General features: G+C 60.3%; 20 protein-coding genes. 13 read left to right on the top strand and 7 right to left on the bottom strand.

The genetic code is table 11. From position 1 onward, the window contains the following. The first annotated feature begins 76 nt into the window (after nt 1-76). The 5 genes from ACLB1Z_RS11445 (at nt 77) to greA (ending at nt 6,836) form a co-directional block, all read left to right on the top strand. Nucleotides 77-706, top strand: a complete 630-nt coding sequence (locus ACLB1Z_RS11445; protein WP_409559969.1) for a hypothetical protein — start codon at nt 77-79, stop codon at nt 704-706. A 33-nt stretch (nt 707-739) separates the two neighbouring features. Beyond that, nucleotides 740-1,441, top strand: a complete 702-nt coding sequence (locus ACLB1Z_RS11440; RefSeq protein WP_013947757.1) for a hypothetical protein — start codon at nt 740-742, stop codon at nt 1,439-1,441. A gap of 120 nt (nt 1,442-1,561) precedes the next feature. Then, entirely contained in the window at nt 1,562-2,785 is a 1,224-nt protein-coding gene (locus ACLB1Z_RS11435) for an MFS transporter (protein ID WP_409559968.1), read from the top strand. A 152-nt stretch (nt 2,786-2,937) separates the two neighbouring features. Then, entirely contained in the window at nt 2,938-6,213 is a 3,276-nt protein-coding gene (gene carB, locus ACLB1Z_RS11430) for a carbamoyl-phosphate synthase large subunit (RefSeq protein WP_409559967.1), read from the top strand. 134 nt (nt 6,214-6,347) lie between these two features. Further along, nucleotides 6,348-6,836: a transcription elongation factor GreA gene (greA, locus tag ACLB1Z_RS11425; protein WP_409559966.1), complete on the top strand. Its 489-nt coding sequence runs from the start codon at nt 6,348-6,350 to the stop codon at nt 6,834-6,836. A gap of 24 nt (nt 6,837-6,860) precedes the next feature. Here the strand turns inward: greA and ACLB1Z_RS11420 are convergent, their stop codons facing one another. Next, nucleotides 6,861-7,424 (bottom strand): hypothetical protein, encoded by a 564-nt coding sequence (locus ACLB1Z_RS11420; protein WP_409559965.1) that lies wholly within the window; start codon nt 7,422-7,424, stop codon nt 6,861-6,863. 27 nt (nt 7,425-7,451) lie between these two features. Next, nucleotides 7,452-7,940: an Lrp/AsnC family transcriptional regulator gene (locus ACLB1Z_RS11415; protein WP_013947752.1), complete on the bottom strand. Its 489-nt coding sequence runs from the start codon at nt 7,938-7,940 to the stop codon at nt 7,452-7,454. Between the two features lie 116 nt (nt 7,941-8,056). Here ACLB1Z_RS11415 and ACLB1Z_RS11410 point away from each other — a divergent pair, with 116 nt between their 5' ends. Then, complete coding sequence (locus tag ACLB1Z_RS11410) at nt 8,057-9,106, top strand: mitochondrial fission ELM1 family protein (protein ID WP_409559964.1); 1,050 nt, start codon at nt 8,057-8,059, stop codon at nt 9,104-9,106. A 22-nt stretch (nt 9,107-9,128) separates the two neighbouring features. Further along, a complete protein-coding gene (locus ACLB1Z_RS11405) occupies nt 9,129-9,878 on the top strand; it encodes a CPBP family intramembrane glutamic endopeptidase (RefSeq protein WP_409559963.1) in 750 nt (249 codons plus the stop codon). 160 nt (nt 9,879-10,038) lie between these two features. Here ACLB1Z_RS11405 and ACLB1Z_RS11400 read toward each other — a convergent pair whose 3' ends face one another. After that, on the bottom strand, nt 10,039-10,773 hold the full coding sequence (locus ACLB1Z_RS11400) for a DUF1003 domain-containing protein (protein WP_409559962.1): 735 nt from the start codon (nt 10,771-10,773) through the stop codon (nt 10,039-10,041). A gap of 153 nt (nt 10,774-10,926) precedes the next feature. Between ACLB1Z_RS11400 and ettA the strand changes: the two genes are divergently transcribed. Continuing rightward, nucleotides 10,927-12,585, top strand: a complete 1,659-nt coding sequence (gene ettA / locus ACLB1Z_RS11395; RefSeq protein WP_013947747.1) for an energy-dependent translational throttle protein EttA — start codon at nt 10,927-10,929, stop codon at nt 12,583-12,585. A gap of 66 nt (nt 12,586-12,651) precedes the next feature. Here the strand turns inward: ettA and ACLB1Z_RS11390 are convergent, their stop codons facing one another. The 3 genes from ACLB1Z_RS11390 to ACLB1Z_RS11380 all read right to left on the bottom strand — a co-directional run bounded on the left by ACLB1Z_RS11390 (nt 12,652) and on the right by ACLB1Z_RS11380 (nt 14,871). Further along, the gene (locus ACLB1Z_RS11390; RefSeq protein WP_409559961.1) at nt 12,652-13,257 is read right to left on the bottom strand and encodes a PRC-barrel domain-containing protein; all 606 of its coding nucleotides are present in this window, start codon (nt 13,255-13,257) and stop codon (nt 12,652-12,654) included. A 264-nt stretch (nt 13,258-13,521) separates the two neighbouring features. Beyond that, nucleotides 13,522-14,109: an ABC transporter substrate-binding protein gene (locus tag ACLB1Z_RS11385; RefSeq protein WP_409559960.1), complete on the bottom strand. Its 588-nt coding sequence runs from the start codon at nt 14,107-14,109 to the stop codon at nt 13,522-13,524. Between the two features lie 141 nt (nt 14,110-14,250). Continuing rightward, a complete protein-coding gene (locus ACLB1Z_RS11380) occupies nt 14,251-14,871 on the bottom strand; it encodes a hypothetical protein (protein WP_409559959.1) in 621 nt (206 codons plus the stop codon). Between the two features lie 155 nt (nt 14,872-15,026). Here ACLB1Z_RS11380 and ACLB1Z_RS11375 point away from each other — a divergent pair, with 155 nt between their 5' ends. Genes ACLB1Z_RS11375 through metH form a run of 5 tightly spaced genes read left to right on the top strand, consistent with a single transcriptional unit; the run spans nt 15,027 to nt 21,485 of the window. Beyond that, nucleotides 15,027-16,040, top strand: coding sequence for an ArsR/SmtB family transcription factor (locus ACLB1Z_RS11375; RefSeq protein ID WP_409559958.1), 1,014 nt, complete (start codon nt 15,027-15,029; stop codon nt 16,038-16,040). After that, nucleotides 16,040-16,954, top strand: coding sequence for a methylenetetrahydrofolate reductase [NAD(P)H] (gene metF / locus ACLB1Z_RS11370; RefSeq protein ID WP_409559957.1), 915 nt, complete (start codon nt 16,040-16,042; stop codon nt 16,952-16,954). The genes ACLB1Z_RS11375 and metF overlap by 1 nt, the downstream gene beginning before the upstream one ends. A gap of 26 nt (nt 16,955-16,980) precedes the next feature. Beyond that, complete coding sequence (locus ACLB1Z_RS11365) at nt 16,981-18,042, top strand: homocysteine S-methyltransferase family protein (protein ID WP_409559956.1); 1,062 nt, start codon at nt 16,981-16,983, stop codon at nt 18,040-18,042. A 4-nt stretch (nt 18,043-18,046) separates the two neighbouring features. Further along, nucleotides 18,047-18,739, top strand: a complete 693-nt coding sequence (locus ACLB1Z_RS11360) for a class I SAM-dependent methyltransferase (RefSeq protein WP_409559955.1) — start codon at nt 18,047-18,049, stop codon at nt 18,737-18,739. 49 nt (nt 18,740-18,788) lie between these two features. After that, the gene (gene metH, locus ACLB1Z_RS11355) at nt 18,789-21,485 is read left to right on the top strand and encodes a methionine synthase (protein ID WP_409559954.1); all 2,697 of its coding nucleotides are present in this window, start codon (nt 18,789-18,791) and stop codon (nt 21,483-21,485) included. A 692-nt stretch (nt 21,486-22,177) separates the two neighbouring features. Here metH and ACLB1Z_RS11350 read toward each other — a convergent pair. Further along, nucleotides 22,178-22,621 (bottom strand): GNAT family N-acetyltransferase, encoded by a 444-nt coding sequence (locus tag ACLB1Z_RS11350; protein ID WP_409559953.1) that lies wholly within the window; start codon nt 22,619-22,621, stop codon nt 22,178-22,180. Nucleotides 22,622-22,647 lie beyond the last annotated feature (26 nt).

Genomic DNA, 22,647 nt, shown 5'->3' with positions numbered 1-22,647 from the left:
CAACCTTGCTGAACTTTAAGGTCGCGTCTGCGGCAAATTTGCTTATAACCCAGGGAAAAAATCTGGGAGGAATTTGATGCGCCTTTTCTTTGTCGCTGCCGCGGCACTCGCGGTCGCGACCCCGGCAGCTGCCGCCGGAACAGATTGCTCGGCTGATGTTCTTACCGCCATCAGGAAGCAGCTATCGTTGAAAGCTTTCCGGGTCGAATTTTCGCAGGAAACCGCCGAGGGCGAGGCCCACATGCGGATCGACTATATGCCGCCGCTGCGGATGCTCCAGACCGTGACGTCGCCTGCCATGCCGGGTGAGCAACAGACGATGCTGGTCGACAACCGGGCATTCTCGGGTTCGGGTGGCAGCTTCGAGGAACTGCAGCCGCAGTTCACCCAGTCGATCGTCGCCGAAGTGGCGGAAGCTTTGGCGCGGCCGAGCAAGCTCGAAGGTTACGACTGCATCGGCACGGTGAAGTACGAGAACCAGGACCTTGTCGGCTACCGCTTCGAGGACAAGACGCATCCGCAAACGGATCGCGCAAAGATCATGACGCGCACGATCTACGTCGATCCAAAGACCGGGCTGCCGGCTTATAATGTCATCGCCACCCTGGCCGAAAACGCCAAGCCGCTGCGCGAGGTCAAATATTCGTATCCGACAGACATCAACATCGTTGCGCCTCAAAACGCGCCGGTGCAAAAGCTCCGTTAACGCCGCTTATCCGGCTTCGTTTGGGATATTTCCATGCGCCGCAGTGCATTTGCTCTTATTTTAGTTGCCGTTTTCGCGGGTGACGCGGCGGCGCAAGTCCCGCCGACGGCGCCTGCAAAGCCGAACGCCAATCCATGTCGCGACGAAGTTTCGGCCGCGCTCCAGAAGCTGCGCAAATCATCGTGGTTCCGTATGGACACCCAGATGATCACGGAGAACGGTCCGACGTCGATGCAGGTCGATTACGTCCTGCCTGACCGGATGCGTCAGACAGTGACCGACAAGCTCACCAACAAGACCACGCAACTCATCCTGGTTGGTGACCACGCCTGGGCGGACCAAGGAAGCGGTTGGCGGCCGGTACCGCAACAGATTGCAGCGCAGCTCCGCGAGCAGATGGACGACACCGTCGTCAGACAGCAGACCGACGTCGGCGATTACTCCTGCAAAGGCCGCGCGCAGATCGATGGCCGCGATGTGCTCTCCTACAAGCTCGAAAGCGAGCCGGAGAAAGGTTCAAGCTCGCCGCAGAACCAAGCCTTCCGTATGTTCTACGTCGACGCGCTGACGGGTCTGCCGGCAAGCAATGCGCTGCTTGCGCCGGGCCACGAAGACAAGCCGATCTTCAAGACGACCTATTCGTTCCCGATCGACATGAAAATCGAGCCGCCGAAGGATGCTTTGCCGGACAAGGCACCAGAGCCTGCGACACCGGCGCCTGCTGAAGGCAAGTAGCGGTATTTTCCGCGCTTTTCAGAACGATGTGCACGCCCATGCGTGGCCGGATGGCTGCCATGCCGGCGTGCGCGATGTGTTTCGCGTGCTCCGGCGTTAGAAGCCCGACCGGAGATTCCCATGACCGTCATCGATTCATCCCGCGCCGCGCTTCGCGCGCCGGTCGCCAGCGCCTCTCTCGCTGTCCTGCTCGCCGTGAGCTTCAGTCATATGCTCAACGACGTGATGCAGTCGCTGCTCGTCGCCATTTATCCGATGCTGAAAGCCACCTACCGGCTTGATTTCTGGCAGATCGGCCTGCTCACGATGGCGTTCCAGATCACAGCCTCGCTGCTGCAGCCGTTTATTGGTCATTTCACGGACAAACGCCCGGTTCCCTATTCGACCAGCGTCGGCATGGGCTCGACGTTTGCGGGTCTCATATTGCTCGCTTTCACAACCAGCTACCTCGGTTTGCTGATCGGCGCTGCGCTGGTGGGTGTCGGCTCGGCGATTTTCCATCCCGAGTCCTCGCGCATCGCCCGGCTCGCATCGGGCGGACGCCACGGCTTCGCTCAGTCGCTGTTTCAGCTCGGCGGCAACTTCGGCACCGCGATCGGCCCCTTGGCGGCGGCATTCATCGTCGTCCCGCGCGGACAGCCGAGCATCGCCTGGTTCGCAGCCATCGCGCTGCTCGCCATGGTGATTTTGTGGAAGGTCGGCGAATGGGCATCAAGCGCCGCGCCGAAGCGCAAGGGCGCATCGCTCGGCCCTGGCCTCATTCATTCCCGCGGCCGCACGGCCGTCGCGCTGGCGGTGCTCGCTGCACTGATGTTCTCCAAGAATATCTACACCGCGAGCTTTGCGAGCTTCTACACCTTCTATGCCATCCATCAGTTCGGCGTCTCCGTGCAGACTTCACAGCTCATGCTATTCGCGTTTCTGGGAGCGTCCGCCGTCGGCACGATCCTCGGCGGCGTGTTTGGCGACCGCTTCGGCCCGAAGATGGTGATGTGGTTCTCTATCCTGGGCTCGCTGCCGTTTTCTCTGGCGCTGCCCTACGCGGATCTCACCTGGACCGTGATTCTGTCGATCGTCATCGGCCTGATCATGTCGTCGGCTTTTCCGGCCATCGTGGTGTTCGCGCAGGAGCTTATCCCCGGGCGAGTCGGCATGATCTCCGGCATTTTCTTTGGCGCGGCGTTCGGTATCGCAGGCATCGCCGCAGCGGTGCTTGGCCTTGTCGCTGACGCCAAAGGGGTCGGCTACGTCTACGAGATTTGCTCGTACCTGCCATTGCTCGGACTTTTGACCGTGTTCCTGCCCGGCGAACGGACGGAATATGACAAAGTAAAAACAGCTTAAATTGCTTTTGAGGCGAAGAACGTCGCAGCGCGGTATTTTCGGGGGTTCCCCCGGCACGATGCTTTGCCTATAAGGCCCCCTTAGCCCGTCGTTCCATCCACCCCTGAGCCGACCGCGTCACCACGCGAGCCTCGGCCAAATTTTTGCGCCGCATGCCAAAACGCACTGACATCAAATCCATTCTTATCATCGGCGCAGGCCCGATCGTCATCGGCCAGGCGTGCGAGTTCGACTATTCCGGCACGCAGGCCTGCAAGGCGCTGCGCGACGAGGGCTATCGGATCATCTTGGTCAACTCCAATCCGGCGACCATCATGACCGATCCGGACCTCGCTGATGCAACCTACATCGAGCCGATCACGCCCGAAGTCGTGGCCAAGATCATCGCCAAGGAAAAGCCCGACGCCATCTTGCCGACGATGGGTGGCCAGACCGCGCTCAACACCGCGCTGGCGCTGCACAAGCAAGGCATTCTGCATCGTTATGGCGTCGAGTTGATCGGTGCCAAGGCCGAGGCCATCGACAAGGCCGAGGACCGCAAGCTATTCCGCGAGGCGATGGAAGAGATCGGGCTCGAAACGCCGCGCTCGCGCCTAGTGCATAACCGCGACGAGGCGGCGTCGGCCATTGAGCACGTCGGCCTGCCGGCGATCATCCGTCCGTCGTTCACGCTCGGCGGTACGGGCGGCGGCATCGCCTACAATCGCGAAGAATATTTCGAGATTATCGACCGCGGCCTTGATGCCTCGCCGACGTCCCAGGTCCTCGTCGAGGAAAGCGTCATCGGCTGGAAAGAGTACGAGATGGAAGTCGTCCGCGACAAGGCGGACAACTGCATCATCATCTGCTCGATCGAAAACATCGACCCGATGGGCGTGCACACCGGCGACAGCATCACCGTCGCACCGGCACTGACGCTGACGGACAAAGAATACCAGATCATGCGCGACGCCTCGATTGCCGTCCTGCGCGAGATCGGCGTCGAGACGGGCGGCTCGAACGTTCAGTTCGCGGTCAATCCGGCCGACGGCCGTCTGATCGTCATCGAGATGAACCCGCGCGTGTCGCGCTCGTCCGCGTTGGCTTCGAAGGCGACGGGCTTCCCGATCGCGAAGGTCGCGGCGAAGCTCGCCGTCGGCTACACGCTCGACGAAATTCAGAACGAGATCACCGGCGGCGCCACGCCCGCGTCGTTCGAGCCGACGATTGATTACGTTGTCACGAAAATTCCCCGCTTCGCGTTCGAGAAATTCCTCGGTGCCGACACGACGCTGACCACGTCGATGAAGTCGGTCGGCGAAGCGATGGCCATCGGCCGGACGTTCGCCGAGAGCATGCAGAAAGCGCTGCGTTCGATGGAAACGGGCCTGACCGGCTTCGACGACATCCAGCTCGAAGGCCTGGGGCAGGGCGACGACAAGAACGTTGTCCGCGCCGCCGTCTCGCGCCCCACCTCCGATCGCATTCTGAAAGTCGCGCAGGCCTTCCGCGAAGGCTTCTCGCTCGACGAGATCCATCAGTATTGCAAAATCGACCCGTGGTTCCTCAGCCAGATCAAGGCGATCACCGACACCGAAGCGCGCATCATCGCGCACGGCCTGCCGAAGACCGCGCCGCAGCTGCGTGCGCTGAAGGCGCAAGGCTTCTCCGATGCGCGCTTGGCGAAGCTCGGAAAGGTCAGCGAGACCGATGTCCGCAAGCTGCGCAAAGATCTGGGCGTCACGCCCGTATTCAAACGCATTGATACGTGTGCTGCCGAATTTGCGTCGCCCACGGCCTATATGTATTCGACCTACGAAACCGGCCTCAGCGGCGATCCCGTCTGCGAAGCCGATCCGAGCGCAAAGGATAAAGTCGTCATCCTTGGCGGAGGCCCGAACCGCATCGGCCAAGGTATCGAGTTCGACTACTGCTGCTGCCACGCCTGCTTCGCGCTGACGGCCGCTGGCTTCGAAACAATCATGGTCAACTGCAACCCCGAGACCGTTTCGACCGACTACGACACGTCCGACCGGCTGTTCTTCGAACCGCTGACCGCCGAAGACGTGCTCGAAATCATCCGCGTCGAAAGCCAAAAGGGCTCTCTAAAGGGCGTCATCGTGCAGTTCGGCGGCCAGACGCCGCTGAAGCTTGCCAGCGCGCTGGAAGAGGCAGGCGTTCCGATCCTCGGCACGTCGCCCGACGCCATCGATCTCGCCGAAGACCGCGACCGGTTCAAAGCGCTGATCGATAAGCTCAACCTCAAGCAGCCCAAGAGCGGCATCGCCAAGACGCCGGAAGCCGCCCGCGGCATTGCCGAAGAAATCGGCTATCCCGTCGTCATCCGTCCGTCCTACGTGCTCGGCGGCCGCGCGATGGAGATCGTGCACGACGGCGCCGAAGTCGACCGTTACGTCGCGCGCCTCTCCGCAACGCTCGACAGGCCGTCCGAACTCGTCGTTTCCGAAAAGCGCCCGTTGCTGATCGACAGCTATCTGACCGACGCTGTCGAAGTCGACGTCGACTGCTTGTCGGACGGCAAGGATACGTTCGTCGCCGGTATCATGGAGCATATCGAGGAAGCGGGCATCCACTCGGGCGACAGCGCCTGCTCGCTGCCGCCGCACTCGCTCTCGACGACCATCGTCGCCGAGCTTGAACGCCAAGCCCGCGAGCTCGCTCTGGCGCTCCGCGTTGTGGGTCTGATGAACGTGCAGTTCGCCATCAAGGACGAACAGGTCTTTATTCTCGAGGTGAATCCGCGCGCGTCTCGCACGGTGCCGTTCGTTGCGAAAGTCATCGGCCTGCCGATCGCCTCGATCGCGGCCGAAGTCATGGCTGGCAAACCGCTCGCAGATTTCAACCTCGCGAAACCGACCTACACGCACATTGCGGTCAAAGAGGCGGTCTTCCCGTTCGCGCGTTTCCTCGGTGTGGATCCTATTTTGGGACCCGAGATGCGCTCGACAGGCGAAGTCATGGGCATCGACCACGACTTCGCGATGGCCTTCGGCAAGAGCCAGCTCGGCGCCGGGCAGAAACTCCCGTCCAAGGGCACGGTGTTCGTCTCGGTCAAAGAAAGCGATAAATCCCGCGTCGTGGCCCCGGTCCGGGAGCTGGCCGCCATGGGCTTCAAGGTCGTCGCGACCCGCGGAACCAAGCGCTTCCTGGAAGCGAACGGCATCCAGTGTGATGCCATCAACAAGGTTCTGGAAGGCCGTCCCCACATCGTGGACGCCATCAAAAATGGCGATATCAACCTCGTTTTTAATACAACCGAGGGTTCGAAAGCTCTGAGCGATAGCAAGGACATCCGGCGCACGGCCTTGCTTCACCACATCCCCTACTATACAACATTGGCGGGGGCGGTAGCGGTTACACGGGCTATCAAAGCACTGGCATCGGACACCCTGGACGTGGCTCCGTTGCAGGCTTTCGCGCATCGCTAAGCCGTTTGCCGACCAGACGGGGCACCCGAGATCGGCTGCCCCTTCATTGCTTTCCTAATTGCCAAGCTTACTGTTAGCGTGTGTCGGGGCCATCCCCGCAATTGATTGAGACGTTGAAGACGTTGGAGAAGATGATGGAACGGGTGCCGATGACGCTTGAGGGCTACAAGAGCCTTGAGGAGGAATTGCAGCGGCTGAAAGCCGTCGAGCGCCCGCGTATCATTGCGGCCATTTCGGAAGCCCGCGCACATGGCGATCTTTCCGAAAACGCGGAATACCACGCCGCCAAGGAGCAGCAGGGACTGAACGAAGCTCGCGTCGCCGAGATCGAAGATAAGATCAACCGTGCAGAGATTATCGACGTCACCAAGCTGTCGGGCGATACCGTCAAGTTCGGTGCGACCGTGACACTGGAAGACGAGGATTCCGGCGAGAAGGTCAGCTACATGATCGTCGGCGACACTGAAGCCAATCTGCGCGACCGCAAGATTTCCATCTCCTCGCCCATCGCCCGCGCGCTGATCGGCAAGTCGAAGGGCGAAAGCGTCGACGTCACCACGCCGAAGGGCGTCCGCACGTTTGAGATCCTGCAGGTGAAGTGGGGCTCAAGCCCGCCTGCCTGAAGCTAAGCAGACGTTCGAGGGCGGCTAGTCGTTGCCGCCTTCGAAAAACGCCGCGGCGTCCTGGCATTCCTCTTTTGACGGCACAAGGTCGAACGTCTTGTCGATGCCGTCCTTGCCGGACAGCTCGACTTCGGAATCGCCATCATCAACCGAAATGCCGTCGTCGCCGGTCACGAGTTTCAGACCGGTTTTCTGAGGGCTGAGCCGGAAAATGCCGCCGTCGCTTTCGAGATAGCATTCGAAATCGTCGTCGTTGGTTTGACAGTTTGCTCGCTGGCCGAACCAGTCTGATCCCGACGCCAGCATGACGGCGAACCCGAGCGTGAAGCGATCCGGCGTATTCGGCGTGCCGTCGGAGTTCGTCTTGGCAAGATCGATCTCGATCTTGCGCACGCGCTGCTGCGGATTAGCATTCAGCGCCCTATCGTCGAACGTTTGGGCGAAGCAGGGGAGTCCGCCGAGCACATTGCCGAAATAAGTATTGAACAGTTCGTCAGACGTCGCTGCGACGGCAACTGAGGTGCTTGGAATTATCGAAAGGAGGACAGCTTTTGCCGTCCAAGACGTCCATTCAGAAAAGGTCCGCATCAACCCTCCAAAATACGCCGCGCCCGGTTACGTCCCCTCAGGCCCCGCGACGCTGATCGGAACGCCGGGTTCGCGCTTGGCACGCCGGATCGTAAGGTATGTCTTGACGCTTGCGACATTCGGCGCAGCCGTCAATTCTTCCAGCACGAAGTTCTGAAACCCCTGCAGATCGCGTGCGATGCATTTCAGTATAAAGTCGCTCTCGCCGGACAGCATGTAGGCTTCACGGACGAGGGGCCAGCCGAGAATGCGGTTCTCAAAGGCGTGAAGGTCCGCTTCGGCCTGATTGTGCAGTCGGACCATGGCGAAGGCCGTCAGCCCGTATCCGAGCCTAACTTCGTCCACCAACGCGGTATAACGTGTGATAAGCCCGGCTTCTTCGAGCGCCCGGACGCGGCGCAGGCAGGGCGGAGCTGAAAGACCGATGCGATTGGCAAGCGCAATGTTGGTGATGCGGCCGTCGGCTTGCAGCTCTCGCAAAATTCGCCAGTCTGTTTCGTCGAGTTCTAATGCCATGGACCGCGCCGTCGCAGGAAACGTTAGAGTAATATCAGGAATGGTCCCCAGCGCGCAAAGTTTCGCAAATTTCTTTAAATGCCGTTCCGGCATAAGCGCGATGTCGATGAGCGGGAATGGCAGTCGTGTCTGACCCGATCCAAGCCGATAGCGATCCCCCGGTGTTTACCGGCCGATCCGCGTGGATTTTTTCGGACGGCAAGGCTGGCCACGAAGCTCAGTGTCAGGGCGTCGTCGAAGCGCTCGGTCTGAACGCCATCGTCAAGCGCAGCAACCTTTCGGGCATATACAAGCTGGCGGCTCCGTGGGGACCGCTTCCGGCCGGGGAGCAAATGGGCGCGAGTGGCGGCCCGCTCGGTCCGCCGTGGCCAGCGTTCGCGTTTGCAACGGGCCGGACGACCATTCCCTACATCCGCGCGCTGCGGCGTCACGCCGGGCTGCAGACATACACCGTCATTCTGATGGACCCGAAGACCGGTCCGAATAGCGCCGATCTCATCTGGGTGCCGCAGCATGACCGCCGCCGCGGTCCGAACGTCGTCACGACGCTGACCTCGCCGCACCGCTTTTCTCCGGCTCGGCTCGAAGCGCTGAGGGCCAATATCCCGGCCGCGGTCGCCGCGCTGCCGACGCCGCGGATTGCCTGCCTCATCGGCGGTCCGAACGGCGATTACCATTATACGGACGCTGACGAAGAACGTCTTGTGGCGTCACTCGGCGCGCTTGTCGACAACGGCGCCGGTTTGATGCTCACCACGTCGCGGCGAACGCCGGAACGCTTGGCCAAGCGCCTTCAAGAGGACATTGCCGGTAAGCCCGCCATCTTCTGGAATGGCGATGGCCCCAATCCTTATCCGGACTTCCTCGCGCACGCGGATGCTTTCGTCATCACCGCCGACAGCGTCAGCATGATCTGTGAGGCCGCCGCCACCGGCCGTCCGATCTTCCTGTTCTCACCGACGGGCGGCAGTCCGAAGTTCGACCGTTTCCATGCAGCCCTTGCGGCCTACGGAGCAACCCGGCCGCTGCCAGCTTCCGGCGGGCCATTATCGCCGTGGAGTTACAAGCCGCTTCACTCCGCTGACACGATCGCCGACGAAATTCGCAGGCGCTGGCTGAAGCGCGCCGCGATGCTGCCGGGACTCGTCAACGCCACCCGATCCTAAGCCGTTCAGCGCGGGAGTTTCGATGACAGCCTCTTTCTCAACAAAAGACGTCATCGGAGCCACCGGCGGGATAACAGCGGCCGGAACTATCGATGATGGCGCCGCCATTCCGCCGCTCTCCGACGCGCGTCGATTGCAGCTGTGGCTGGAATTCGGGCTCATCTACATCGGCCTACCGCTGCTGATGCGCATCGCCGTGTTCGATTACCGTGTGCCGCTGTTCTATGCGCTCCCGCCCGTGCTAGCCGGTTTCGTCGCGTTTCTCTATTTCGACAAAAGCTACAGCCTGAAACAGGAACTGGCACGCTGGCCCGATCGCGCCACGCTTCTTTCGATCTTCCTGATCTTCGCAATTGGAAGTCTCATTGTGGCCGGGCTCGTCGCGGCGATCATGCCCGACAGGTTGTTCTCCCTCGCAGCTGAGCGCCCAGGCCTTTGGCTGAAGATCATGGTGCTTTATCCGTTCACGTCGGTCTTAGCGCAGGAGTTCGCGTATCGCGTCTTCTTCTTTCATCGCTACGGCGCGCTGTTCAACTCACGCTGGACGCTCATTCTCGCAAACGCATTGGCGTTCGGCTTCGGCCATATCCTGTTCCGCAACTGGATCGCCGTCGGCGGAACGTTCGTCGTCGGATTGCTGCTGGCGTGGCGCTACGAACGCACGCGCTCGTTCTGGGCCGTCTATATCGAGCACGTCCTGTGGGGCTGGCTTGTTTTTACGATCGGCCTCGGCGTCTACTTCTTCACCGGCGTGAAGAACCCGGCGTGGTGACAATGTGCTGGCGGCCGGCTCCCCGTAGGGGAGTCGCCAGCACAAAATCAAAAGTGTGCTGGCGGCCGGCTCCCCGTAGGGCAGTCGCCTGCACCCAAAAAAGCCATGCGGGAGGTGGGCTCGCGGACCGTCAGTCGCCAAGCCCAAACCAAAGAGCCCGCTACTTCCTGCGCTCCGCCAATTTGTCGAGCTGCAACGACTGAATCTCTGCCAGCCGCTGCCATTGCTTATTGATCAGATGATCCATTTTTTCATGCAGGTGGCGAATTTCCAGCTCGGCCTTGAGATTGACGCGGTAGTCGTTCAGCGAGCGTAGCCGGTCTTTCTCTTCTTGTCGCCGCTGGCTCATCATGATGATCGGGGCCTGAACGGCCGCGATCGTTGAAAGAATAAGATTCAGCAGAATATAGGGGTAAGGATCGAACGCGGCTCCTGCGCGATAGGAATTGTAAAGCATCCATATGCCGAGGAACGCGGCAAACACGATGAGAAACGTCCAGCTGCCGCCGAACTGAGCCAAGCCGTCCGATAAGATCTCGCCCACAGAACGCTTGGCCGAAAATTCTTCTTCGACATTCTCGGCAAGCGTTTCATGCGTTGCAAGACTTTCCGCAACTTGCTTCTCGATCTCGCTGACATCGCCAGATTCATCACGAAGGAGTTCCGTCACATAGAGCGTGCGATAGCGATCAAGTTCCTTGCGCGAAACGAACGCATCGTCTTTCAGATCGGGGTAATCTTTACGTATGCGCTCGACCAGCGAGGGCATAACCGTCGCAATACTGACCACGGCGCCGCGCGAATATTCCTTGCCCGTCAAGGAGCAGACGATTTTTGGCTTCGATGCCTTGCCATTTTCGGGCACTTTACCGTTTTCGGGGATCTGATCCGCCATCCCTGTCCTCTTTTGGAAACGCGTTCCTATATATCCGGGGTACCCGGCCGCGGCACGTCGCGCACGGGCTCAATGATACAATTGAGCAAGCCGCCGCAATCGGCTAGAAGGCCGATTAAATCCCTCGAACTTAAGGTCATAGAGGCGCCGTTCATGGCTGCACATCAGTACGTTTATCATATGCATAAGCTTTCCAAGACCTATCCGGGCGGGAAGCAGGTGCTGAAGGACATTTCGCTGTCGTTCCTGCCGGGCGCCAAAATTGGCGTCGTCGGCCTCAACGGCGCTGGTAAATCGACGCTGCTGAAGATCATGGCGGGCCGGATCGACGATTTCACGGGCGAAGCCTGGGCCGCCGACGGCATCAAGGTCGGCTATCTGCCGCAGGAGCCGGAACTCGATCCCGAAAAGGATGTGCTCGGCAATGCCATGGAAGGCGTCGCGGAGAAAAAGGCAATCCTCGATCGCTACAACGAGATCGCGGCGAACTATTCCGAAGAGACTGCCGACGAGATGACGGCGCTTCAGGACCAGATCGACGCCCAGGATCTCTGGGACCTCGACGCCCAGGTCGAACAGGCACTCGATGCTTTGCGTTCGCCGCCGGGCGACGCCGACGTCACGAAGCTGTCCGGCGGCGAAAAACGTCGCGTTGCGCTGACGAAGCTCCTGCTGTCGAAGCCCGATATTCTGCTTCTCGACGAGCCGACCAACCATCTCGACGCCGAAAGCGTCGCCTGGCTCGAACGCTACCTGAAGGAATACGCGGGCTGCGTGATCCTCGTCACCCATGACCGCTACTTCCTCGACAACATCACCGAATGGACGCTCGAACTCGACCGCGGGCAGGGCGTGCCGTGGAAGGGCAACTACTCGGGCTGGCTCGAACAGAAAGCCAAGCGCGAAGCGACCGAGAAGGCTCAGGAAGAAAGCAAGCAGAAGGCGCTATCCCGCGAGTTAGAATGGATCCGCTCGTCGCCGAAAGCCCGCCAGGCCAAGTCGAAGGCTCGTATCACAGCTTATGAGAAGCTGGCTGACGAAGCCGGCCGCGAGGAGAACGGCCGCGCCTCGATCCAGATCGCGACCGGCCCGCGGCTTGGCGGCGTTGTGATCGAAGCCGACGGCCTGACGAAGGGCTTCGGCGATCGCCTGCTGATCGATGGTCTCTCGTTCAAGCTGCCGCCCGGCGGCATCGTCGGCGTCATCGGTCCGAACGGCGCTGGTAAGACGACTCTGTTCAAGATGCTGACGGGGGCAGAACAGCCCGACAGCGGCACGATCCGCCTCGGCGACACCGTCAAGATCGCTTACGTCGACCAGTCGCGTGCCCATCTGGACGACAAGAAGACCGTTTGGGAGGAGATATCAGGCGGCCTCGACCAGATGCTGCTCGGTGGCAAGAAAGAAGTTCCAAGCCGCGCCTACTGCGGCTGGTTCAACTTCAAAGGCGCCGACCAGCAGAAGAAAGTCGGCATGCTGTCGGGCGGCGAACGCAACCGCGTGCATCTCGCGAAGCTCCTGAAAGAGGGCGGCAACCTGCTGCTGCTCGACGAGCCGACAAACGACCTCGACACCGAGACGCTCGGCGCGCTCGAAGCGGCACTCGAAGATTTCCCCGGCTGCGCCGTGGTGATCTCGCATGACCGCTTCTTCCTCGACCGCCTCGCCACGCACATCCTCGCCTTCGAAGGCGATAGCCACGTCGAATGGTTCGAAGGCAACTTCGCCGACTACGAAGAAGACAAGAAGCGCCGCCTTGGCGACCAGGCCGTCGAACCGCACCGCATCAAGTTCAAGCGGTTCGAGCGATAGGGCAGAGGGGAAATGTGGCTTCCGGCCGGCTCGACGAAGGAGAGTCGGAAGCCACACTCAAAAGCTTCACCCGTTGCTGTTGTCGATGATCGGAAGCTGCTTGGCTTCCTCCGAGGTCAGCGACAGCTTCACGCCGTCCGCGACGCTCGTGATCTTATCGGCCGGAACTTCGAAGACTTTGGCGTTGATGCCCGCGGGCATGCCATCGGTAACGAGAATTTCCTGCACCTTGCCGCTGTCGTCGGACTTCACGCCGTTGACTTCGCCGATCTTGGCGCCATCTGAGCCGAACACTGCCGCGCCGATCTGAATTTGACTGGCGTTGATTGCAGCACCGCCTTCTGCAGGCGCGCCTTCGGTTGCCGCTGGTTGCTCTGGCTGAGCCGGCGCCTCTGTTGCGCCGCTGTCGGCAGGCGGCGCTTCCGTCCCGCTATCCGCAGGAGCTTGCTCCGACGGCGCGGCTGATGGTTCTGCACCGTCGCCGCTGGGCTGCGCTGCGGCACCGTCGTCTGCCGGAGCGGTCTGCTCGGGCGCTGGCTGCTGCTCGCCCTCGGCGGGAGCCTGCTGTTCCTGTTCCTGGCTCCAGACCGGCTGCGTTTGAGACACGCAAAAACAAGACATCGAGACGACGAGAGCCATTCCCGGCGCCAAACGCAATTTCGAAAACGTCATAACCCTGGACCCCAATTCCATCCCCACCACCAAAACGTAACCCGCGTTTCATATAGAACGTATGCGGGCTTTTTGCTCCCCTATGCTCGGCGGCGATGCAAGGGTGCGGCGCTTTGTCGATGCAAAGCTGGACGTAAATGGGGCGAACAGCGCCGATGTCGATAAAGAACAGGCGTCGCCCGAAGAGCGACGCCTGAAAGGCACACTTCCGGGCGATTGGCGCAATGTCAGATGCCAAAGCTGCCCGAATGGAACGGTATCGTCTTAGCGGCTCAGCGCCAGGACGAGTGCCCGCGGATTATTGCCATTCTCGGTGATGTAATTCTGGAAGAGGTCATCCAGGAAGGTCGTCATCCAAAAGCCGACAACCTGCGCGTCACGAACCTTGTAGCCCTCTTTGGTCTTCATCACGAGCCAGCGAATATCGTAGCCCGAGCCGTCGGACAGTGTGATGTGGCTGTCGACGTTCGTGCCGCCCGCATCGCCCGGACCCTGTCCGGTGACGACGGCGCTGGTGACGATGTATTTCGGGCCCTGCGTGGCGGCGTACTTCGCGATGAAGTTGATCATGCCGTTGTAGTAGGCGGGCCGATCGGCCTTCGGCAGCGTCCGCGCGTGCGGGCCGAGCGCCGTCAGGCCGATGTTCGGAACATCCATGTGTCGGCGCAGCACGTTGGCGTAAGCGGAAATGCCGCCCTGACGCTGCGCGTACATGAGCTCATTCTGAACACGCTGCATATAAACGGCGGGCGACTCGGCGCGAGCACCGGTCGCGGAAACGCCTGCAAAACAGGCAAACAAAACAGCCAGCCAACTGGCGGAGCGAATTCGCTGTGAAATTGCCCACCCCATGTCAAACCCTCGCATTCGTCGTCCCCAAAACCATCGCGAAGTAGCAGGGGCTCTTGGCCGATTCTGCTACTGTCGCTCTATCGAAACAAGCCTCTCGTCACGCTACAGAGGCAACAATCACGTCAAAACAATGCTGGATGGCTATGCGGCCACAGCATTTTGTCGTTCGCGAGGCTTATCGCCGAGATCGTAGAGCCGCCCCGCCGACACGACGGGAAGGCTCAACGCCAGACAAAGCCTATCGAATTCCGTTCCACCGATTCGATCTGCCGCCATCAGAATGATGCTGCGATTTTTGTTCGGGTGCACCAATACAGCTTCCTGGTGAACGCCCGACAGCGACGTCCGCGTGTGCAGCGCGACACCCTCGAAACTCGCCAACGGCATATCCCAGAGCGTCGTCGAAAACGGCGTCCGGTCGATGACCTTCACGCTTCCATCGCGGATATCGACCAGACGGCTGGAAATCAACGCGATCAATATGTTGCGCAGCGGCCAAATGATCAGGCCGACCCAGAAGACCAGCGCCAGCGCCAACTCGATGGCCACAACCGGGTTCGAAACCAGGGCGCGGCGCACATCCGCGGAGGTAAGTGCGTAAACCGCAAACCCGAGCTGGGGCAGCACGATCAAGGCCGCCAGCGCAGTCATCAGCAAGAGGCCGGGAAGTTTTGCCATTTTCGAATTGGTCTGCCGGATCGTGATCGGAAGGCAACCGGGATCGCCTGAGACTTCAATGACTTCAAAACCACGACGCTGCATGACGCAACTCAACCCCCGCGCGAGCACTGTCGGCGACCTTATGGTAAATTTCTCTAAAAGGCGGTTAAGCACCGTACTGTTTTCGCGACCGCCAAACGCCCCTTGACATATAAACATATCTTTATATCTTCCCGCGCATGTCCAGCTCAGAGGAAATGCGAACGGCTGACTTGGTGGCGGCGCTGAAGGCGGCCGCCGAGCCGACGCGCCTGCGCATTCTCCTGCTGCTTGCTGGCGGCGAACTGAACGTCAAGGATCTGACCCTGATCCTCGGGCAAAGCCAGCCGCGCATCAGCCGCCACTTGAAGCTGCTATGCGAGGCGGGGCTGATCGAGCGCTTCCGCGACGGCAGCTGGGTCTACTTTCATATTTCGGATCGTCAGCCCGGCGGCCGTTTGGCGCTGCGCCTCGTGGCCGATGTTGATCCCTCGGAAGCATCCGTCCGCCGTGACCGCGAGCGCGCCGAGACCTTGAAGCGCGAACGCGAGTCGGTCGCGCAGAGCTTCTTCGAAGAACATGCCGCCGACTGGGACCGCATCCGCACGCTTCACGTCGCGGAAAATGACGTCGAGGCCGCGATGCGCCGGGCGCTAGGCGACGGGACTTTCGATTTCTTCGTCGATCTCGGCACCGGCACCGGACGCACGCTCGAACTCTTCGCCGATCGTTTCGAGCGCGGCCTGGGTCTGGATGTCAATCAAACCATGTTGACCTACGCGCGCGCCAACCTCAACGCCAAGGGCTGCGCCAAGGCGCAGGTTCGCCACGGCGATATCTATTCGCTGGCACTGGCGGATGCACAGGCCGACGCCGTCGTCATGCATCAGGTGCTGCACTTTCTGTCCGATCCGGCGCTCGCCATTCGCGAAGCGGCGCGCGTGCTGACGCCGGGCGGCAAACTGCTGATCGTCGACTTCGCACCGCATGAACTCGAATTCTTGCGCACGCGCGAGGCTCACGAACGCCTCGGCTTTACGCACGAGCAAGTAGCAGGCTGGCTGAAAGATGCCGGCCTCGCGCCGAAATCCGTCGAGGACCTGACCCCTAAAGCCGATGGCCGCGACGACATGCTGACCGTCACGGTCTGGCTTGCCGAACGTCCGGTCACGCAAATGCCGATTACAAAGATAAGCGCACCCGTCGAAGACGTGCGCGAGGGAGCACGCTGATGGCACAAAATAGCGAACGCAAGAGCAAGTTGCTCGGCTCGGGCGACATCGTCGTCAGCTTCGAATTCTTTCCGCCGAAGACGGAGAAGATGGAAGAGACGCTGTGGTCTGCGATCTCGCGCCTTGCGCCGCTGCATCCCGAATTTGTTTCGGTGACGTACGGCGCCGGCGGTTCGACGCGTGAACGCACGCACTCCACCGTCACGCGCATCCTCAAGGAAACGGACCTGAAGCCCGCGGCGCATCTCACCTGCGTTGACGCGACGAAGGACGAGGTGGATGCCGTCGCGCGCCAGTATTGGAGCGAGGGTGTCCGCCACATCGTCGCCCTGCGCGGCGATCCGGTCCACGGCGCGGGCACGAAGTATGAGTCGCATCCCGACGGCTATCAGAACGCTGCCGATCTCGTCGCCGGATTGAAGCGCATCGCGGATTTTGAAATCTCGGTCGCGGGCTATCCGGAGAAGCATCCGGAAAGTCAATCGATCGAAGCCGATCTCGATAATCTCAAGGCCAAGGTCGATGCCGGCGCCGATCGCATCATCACGCAGTTCGGCTTCGACAATGCGTATTTCCTGCGTTATCTCGAACGGGCGCGCGCGGCAGGCATCTGGGTACCGATCTCGCCTGGGATCGTTCCGATCCACAACTTCAAGCAGGTCGCAGGCTTTGCCAAACGCGCAGGGGCGACGGTCCCGTCATGGCTCGCGCGCCGCTTCGAAGGCCTCGAAGACGACAGCGCGACGTCGCATCTCGTTGCCGCCGCCGTCGCGACCGAGCAGGTGATGGACCTCGTCGACGAGGGCATCAAGAAATTCCACTTCTATACGTTGAACCGTGCCGACCTCGTCTACGCGATCTGCCATCTTCTTGGCCTTCGCGCGGCGAGAGCGGCCAACGCCAACGCGGCGTAATCACATTCGGAAAGTCGAGGCGTGACATGAGACGGAAACCAAGTTGGGCCGCGCTGGAAAAGGCTGCGAGCGAACGCATCCTCATCATCGACGGCGCCATGGGCACGATGATCCAGCAGTACAAGCTCGGCGAAAACCACTATCGCGGCGAGCGCTTTCAGGATCATTCGAAAGACATCAAAGGCAATAACGATCTGCTCGTGTTGACCCAGCCGGAGATCATCGAAGAGATCCACGGCAAGTATCTGCGCGCCAACGCCGATATCATCGAGACGAATACGTTCAACGCGCAGCGTATCTCGCTGGCCGACTATCACATGGAAGATCTGGCCTACGAGATCAACGTCGAGGCCGCGAAGATCGCGCGCCGTGCGGCGGACGAGTGGACAAAGAAGACGCCGGACAAGCCGCGCTTTGTTGCAGGCGCCGTCGGCCCGACCAACCGCACCGCGTCGATCTCGCCGGACGTCAACAATCCGGGCTTCCGCAATGTCAACTTCGATGAGTTGCGCGATGCTTATAAAGAGCAGGTGCGGGGGCTGATCGACGGCGGGTCGGACATCATCCTGATCGAGACGATCTTCGACACCTTGAACGCGAAAGCTGCCGGTTTCGCGACGCTCGAAGTTTTCGAGGAAAAAGATCTCGAACTTCCGGTCATGATTTCAGGAACGATCACCGACCGCTCGGGCCGTACGCTCTCCGGGCAGACGGCGGAAGCTTTCTGGTATTCGATGCGGCATCTGAGGCCATTTTCGATCGGACTCAACTGCGCGCTCGGCGCGGAGCTGATGCGTCCCTACATCGCTGAGCTTTCGCATGTCGCCGACGTTCGCATCTCGGCCTATCCGAATGCAGGTCTTCCCAACGCCATGGGCGAATATGACGAGAACCCGCACGACATGGCCTGCAAGATCGAGCCATGGCTGGCGGATGGCTTGATTAACGTCGTCGGCGGCTGCTGCGGCTCGACGCCCGATCACATCGCCCACATCGCGAGCCACGCGAAAGGCTACAAGCCGCGCACGATCACAAAGACCGAACCGCGCCTTCGGCTCTCCGGCCTCGAACCGTTCGTTCATGGATGATGCAATGACAGCATTGAAATTCGAAGATCAGAAGCTGCCCGATCTCGATGACTACGCGAAGCTGGCCGAGCAATTCATTCCCGGTCGGCAAGCCATCTTCGCGATTGTCGAATCCGCGCTTCTTGAGCTCATTCCGCAAGGGCCGGCCAAAATCTTGGTCGTCGGCGCGGGTGGGGGCGAAGAAATTTTGCGCCTTGGACTGAACAATCCGGATTGGTCGTTCGTCGGCGTCGATACCTATGAGCCGATGGTCGAATTGGCGCACAAGCGTCTTGGCCGAACGCCCGTCGGTCTGCGCAGTAAGGTGCATGCGACGACCATCGACAATCTCGCAGAAAAAAACTTCGACGCTGCGACGTGCATATTGACCGCCCATTTTGTTCCGGACGACGGCGCGAAACTGGCCTTCTTCGAGGCCATTTATAAGCGGCTGAAGCCGGGCGCGCCGTTTACCGTCGTTGACGGCGTGGGTGTTGCCGGCGATGACCAAACCGAGCTGCTTCGCCGCATCTGGAAGCGCCATGCCATTCGCAACGGCATATCAGCCGAAGTTGCTGCGAGCAATGCCGAGAACTTCAAGAAAGTTTCGGTCGTGTCTGAGCAGCGCGAAGAGGAGCTGCTTGTGAGCGCCGGTTTCAAGCGCCTGACGCCGATCTTCCGCGGACTTGCCATCAAGGGTTGGCTGGCATTCGCATGAAAGCCGTTAGCACATTTATCTTCTGCCAATTCAAAATGGAATTCGACTGATGACCACAGCCAACGCCGCGCAATCGTTCATCAACGTCGGTGAGCGCACAAACGTCACGGGCTCCGCGAAGTTTCGCAAGCTGATCGAGCAGAACGACTATGCTGGCGCACTCGCCGTTGCGCGCCAACAGGTCGAGGCAGGCGCGCAGGTTATCGACGTCAACATGGACGAAGGCCTGCTCGATTCCGAAAAAGCGATGGAGACGTTCCTCAACCTTATCGCCTCCGAGCCCGACATCAGCCGCGTACCGATAATGATCGACAGCTCGAAATGGAGCGTCATCGAAGCAGGCCTGAAGTGTGTGCAGGGCAAGCCGATCGTCAATTCGATCTCGCTGAAGGAAGGCGAGGGGCCGTTCTTGGAGCATGCGCGCAAGGTCCTGCGCTACGGCGCGGCCGTCGTCGTCATGGCGTTTGATGAAGCCGGACAGGCCGACACCATCGAGCGCAAGGTTTCGATTTGCGAACGCGCCTACAAAATTTTGACCGAGAAAGTTGGGGTCCCGGCGGAAGACATCATCTTCGATCCGAACATCTTCGCCGTCGCAACCGGCATCGAAGAGCACAACGGTTACGGCATTGCCTTCATTGAAGCAGCGCGCCAGATCAAAGAGAAGATGCCACTGACGCACATTTCGGGCGGCGTCTCGAACTTGTCGTTCGCCTTCCGCGGCAACGAGCCGGTGCGCCAGGCGATGCACTCTGTGTTTCTCTACTATGCCATTCAAGCCGGGATGGACATGGGCATCGTCAACGCCGGTCAGCTGACGGTTTACGACGATATTCCCGCCGAGCTGCGCGAGCTTTGCGAGGACGTGATCCTCAACAAACGTCCGGACGCAACCGATCGCTTGCTCGAAGCCGCGCCGAAGTTCAAAGGCGATGGTTCGGGCGCGAAGGCGAAAGAGAAAGACTTGTCCTGGCGCGAGGCGCCGGTCGAAGCGCGCCTCACGCACGCGCTCGTGCATGGCATCACAGACTTTATCGAGATCGACACGGAAGAAGCTCGCGCGAAAGCCGACAAGCCGTTGCACGTTATCGAAGGCCCGTTGATGGCGGGCATGAACGTTGTCGGCGATCTCTTCGGCGCCGGCAAAATGTTCCTGCCGCAGGTGGTGAAGTCCGCGCGCGTGATGAAACAGGCCGTCGCCTATCTGCAGCCATTCCTGGAAGCCGAGAAGAAAGCTTCCGGCCTTGAAGCCAAGCCCGCCGCCGGGAAAATCCTGATGGCGACGGTGAAGGGCGACGTCCACGACATCGGCAAGAACATCGTCGGCGTTGTTCTTCAGTGTAACAACTATGAGGTCATCGACCTCGGCGTTATGGTGCCGGCCGCGAAAATTCTCGAGACGGCAAAGAAAGAGAAGGTCGACATGATCGGCCTTTCCGGTCTCATCACGCCGTCTCTCGACGAGATGTGCTTCGTCGCCGCCGAGATGGAACGCGAAGGCTTTTCCGTGCCGCTGCTGATCGGCGGCGCGACGACGAGCAAGGTGCACACGGCCGTCAAGATCAATCCGAACTATCACCGCGGGCAGGCCGTCTACGTGCTTGACGCCAGCCGCGCCGTCGGTGTCGTCTCGAACCTGTTGTCGGACACGGAGAAGACGCCGTTCGTCCAGAACATCAAGTCGGAATACGCCAAGGTTCGCGAAGCGCACCTTGCGAACGAAGCGAGGAAGCAACGCATCACGCTGAAAGCGGCGCGCGATAACAAGTTCAAGATCGACTGGAGCGCGTACAAGCCCGTACAGCCGAGCTTCCTTGGCGCACGCACGTTCGCCGATTATCCGCTCGCGTCGCTCGTGCCCTATATCGACTGGACGCCCTTCTTCCAGACGTGGGAGCTTGCAGGCCGCTATCCGCAGATCCTGACCGACAACAAAGTCGGCTCTGAAGCGAAGAAACTCTTCGATGATGCGCAGGCGTTACTGAAGCGCATCGTCGCCGAGAAATGGGTGAAGGCGTCGGCCGTCGTCGGCTTCTGGCCTGCGAACAGCATCGGCGACGACATCGCGCTCTACCAGGATGATACGCGCGCTGCGCAGATGGCGACGCTCTATACGCTCCGCCAGCAGATCGCGCGCGATCCTTCGCGCAATCGTGCGCACACCGCGCTGTCCGACTTCATCGCGCCGAGAGAGACGGGGCTCGCCGATTATATCGGTGGCTTTGCCGTCACCGCAGGACTTGGCGAGGAAGAAGCGATCGAGCGCCACGTTAAGAAGACCGACGATTACACGCGCATCATGGCGAAGGCCTTGTGCGATCGCCTTGCCGAAGCATTTGCCGAAGCGATGCACGCGAAGGTGCGCCGCGAGTTGTGGGGCTACGCCAAGAGCGAAACGCTCTCGAACGACGATCTGATCCTTGAAAAATACCAAGGTATCCGCCCGGCACCTGGCTATCCGGCGCAGCCTGATCACACCGAGAAGGCAACGCTTTGGACGCTGATGGACGTCGAAAAGCAAACCGGTATCACGCTGACGGAAAGCTACGCGATGTGGCCGGGCGCGTCCGTTTCCGGCCTCTACTTCGCAAATCCGGAAAGCCATTACTTCGGCGTCGGCAAGGTCGAGCGCGACCAGGTCGAAGACTATGCCGCGCGTAAAGGCTGGACGGTCGAAGAGGCGGAGCGCTGGCTGGCGCCGGTCCTGAACTACGAAAGAACAGGTTCTGTCAACGCCGCCGCCTGATTAGCTGGACGTTGCGTTCGCAAAAAAAATCGGCGCGGTGTGTACCCGCGCCGTATGGTCGTTTGGCTCGCGCCAGACATCCCAGAAATAGTCCCCCGTCTCGTTGGCTCCTTGGAGCATCGTGCGTGGGATTACTGTTTCAGGCATTTCCTCCAGACGGTCGCTCTCAAAAGGTCCCGAGCACGACCAAAATCACGAATCCAAACGACATTCCTACGGCAAGAACGTTAAGACCGCCTTGCAGACTCATGTCACACCTCCGAGGTCGAGATGCTTCTGAATTCGCCTCGCTTCCCTCTTCGAAGCGCAGGCCGGACGCTACCGAGCAGTCCACGTCGCTGACAAGAAAAAAGCATTTTGCGCCGCAGAGCGTTTGACCGTCGCGAAACTGTCACTGCTGTTGCATCGCTCCGAACGCAAACCGCCGGAAGCAAAAGCGGTTCCCGCCCGCGATTTGGGAGTTAACGAAAATGCAGCTAAAATCGCCGTTTTTAGCGAAGCGGCGCCGAACGCGGTAACCAATTGTGATCGAAGAATGACGCCTAGATGTCAGCGCCCCCGCCAACGCAACGCACAAAAATAATCCCAAAATATTTTGCTTGCATCCTACCGGAGCCTGATGCGAAGCGCGCTGCGGTGCTTTCGGAATGCCGTTCGACTCGCCGTCTATGCAACGCATCGACGGCTTCGGATCAACCGATTATTAGCCGTTTTCTCAAAAGAACTTCGTCGGTGCCTTCCGCAACGAGCCCTTCGAGTGTCGCGATGCGGACGAACCCGAACCGTTCGTAAAAGGCGATGGCTCGGACGTTGAAGTCGGAAGCGCTGACCCAGATGTTCCGAGCCTGCAGTCTATTTCCCTCCGCTTCGAACCATGACAGCACGGCATTGCCCACGCCGCTATTTTGAAACGGCGGAAGGATGCCGAGAAACTGAAGGTACGGCCCGCGCAACCACGTTCGGCGAATACTGAAGCCTCCGGCAAGGGTGCCGTCGACAAGAATTTCCAAACGCGGAGCATCATCTTCGTCGGCCCGCAAAAACGTCGTGAGGGCCTCGGGCGTATAGCGATAATGCGCCCAGGGATTAATAGCGGCGAGAGGTGCGCCAAGCAATTCGGCGCTCTCCGATGTCATTGGCCGAAACGCGATAGTAGCTGTCA

Origin of the sequence: Hyphomicrobium sp. MC8b, assembly GCF_905067615.1 — a bacterium.
Classification (GTDB): domain Bacteria; phylum Pseudomonadota; class Alphaproteobacteria; order Rhizobiales; family Hyphomicrobiaceae; genus Hyphomicrobium_B.
This window is presented reverse-complemented; position numbering and strand designations above follow the sequence as displayed.

Excerpts from the sequence above, each read along its gene's own strand:
- ACLB1Z_RS11445 (WP_409559969.1), top strand. The coding sequence starts at position 77 with ATGCGCCTTTTCTTTGTCGCTGCCGCGGCACTCGCGGTCGCGACCCCG.
- ACLB1Z_RS11440 (WP_013947757.1), top strand. The coding sequence starts at position 740 with ATGCGCCGCAGTGCATTTGCTCTTATTTTAGTTGCCGTTTTCGCGGGT.
- ACLB1Z_RS11435 (WP_409559968.1), top strand. The coding sequence starts at position 1,562 with ATGACCGTCATCGATTCATCCCGCGCCGCGCTTCGCGCGCCGGTCGCC.
- carB (WP_409559967.1), top strand. The coding sequence starts at position 2,938 with ATGCCAAAACGCACTGACATCAAATCCATTCTTATCATCGGCGCAGGC.
- greA (WP_409559966.1), top strand. The coding sequence starts at position 6,348 with ATGGAACGGGTGCCGATGACGCTTGAGGGCTACAAGAGCCTTGAGGAG.
- ACLB1Z_RS11420 (WP_409559965.1), bottom strand. The coding sequence starts at position 7,424 with ATGCGGACCTTTTCTGAATGGACGTCTTGGACGGCAAAAGCTGTCCTC.
- ACLB1Z_RS11415 (WP_013947752.1), bottom strand. The coding sequence starts at position 7,940 with ATGGCATTAGAACTCGACGAAACAGACTGGCGAATTTTGCGAGAGCTG.
- ACLB1Z_RS11410 (WP_409559964.1), top strand. The coding sequence starts at position 8,057 with ATGGCAGTCGTGTCTGACCCGATCCAAGCCGATAGCGATCCCCCGGTG.
- ACLB1Z_RS11405 (WP_409559963.1), top strand. The coding sequence starts at position 9,129 with ATGACAGCCTCTTTCTCAACAAAAGACGTCATCGGAGCCACCGGCGGG.
- ACLB1Z_RS11400 (WP_409559962.1), bottom strand. The coding sequence starts at position 10,773 with ATGGCGGATCAGATCCCCGAAAACGGTAAAGTGCCCGAAAATGGCAAG.
- ettA (WP_013947747.1), top strand. The coding sequence starts at position 10,927 with ATGGCTGCACATCAGTACGTTTATCATATGCATAAGCTTTCCAAGACC.
- ACLB1Z_RS11390 (WP_409559961.1), bottom strand. The coding sequence starts at position 13,257 with ATGACGTTTTCGAAATTGCGTTTGGCGCCGGGAATGGCTCTCGTCGTC.
- ACLB1Z_RS11385 (WP_409559960.1), bottom strand. The coding sequence starts at position 14,109 with ATGGGGTGGGCAATTTCACAGCGAATTCGCTCCGCCAGTTGGCTGGCT.
- ACLB1Z_RS11380 (WP_409559959.1), bottom strand. The coding sequence starts at position 14,871 with ATGCAGCGTCGTGGTTTTGAAGTCATTGAAGTCTCAGGCGATCCCGGT.
- ACLB1Z_RS11375 (WP_409559958.1), top strand. The coding sequence starts at position 15,027 with ATGCGAACGGCTGACTTGGTGGCGGCGCTGAAGGCGGCCGCCGAGCCG.
- metF (WP_409559957.1), top strand. The coding sequence starts at position 16,040 with ATGGCACAAAATAGCGAACGCAAGAGCAAGTTGCTCGGCTCGGGCGAC.
- ACLB1Z_RS11365 (WP_409559956.1), top strand. The coding sequence starts at position 16,981 with ATGAGACGGAAACCAAGTTGGGCCGCGCTGGAAAAGGCTGCGAGCGAA.
- ACLB1Z_RS11360 (WP_409559955.1), top strand. The coding sequence starts at position 18,047 with ATGACAGCATTGAAATTCGAAGATCAGAAGCTGCCCGATCTCGATGAC.
- metH (WP_409559954.1), top strand. The coding sequence starts at position 18,789 with ATGACCACAGCCAACGCCGCGCAATCGTTCATCAACGTCGGTGAGCGC.
- ACLB1Z_RS11350 (WP_409559953.1), bottom strand. The coding sequence starts at position 22,621 with ATGACATCGGAGAGCGCCGAATTGCTTGGCGCACCTCTCGCCGCTATT.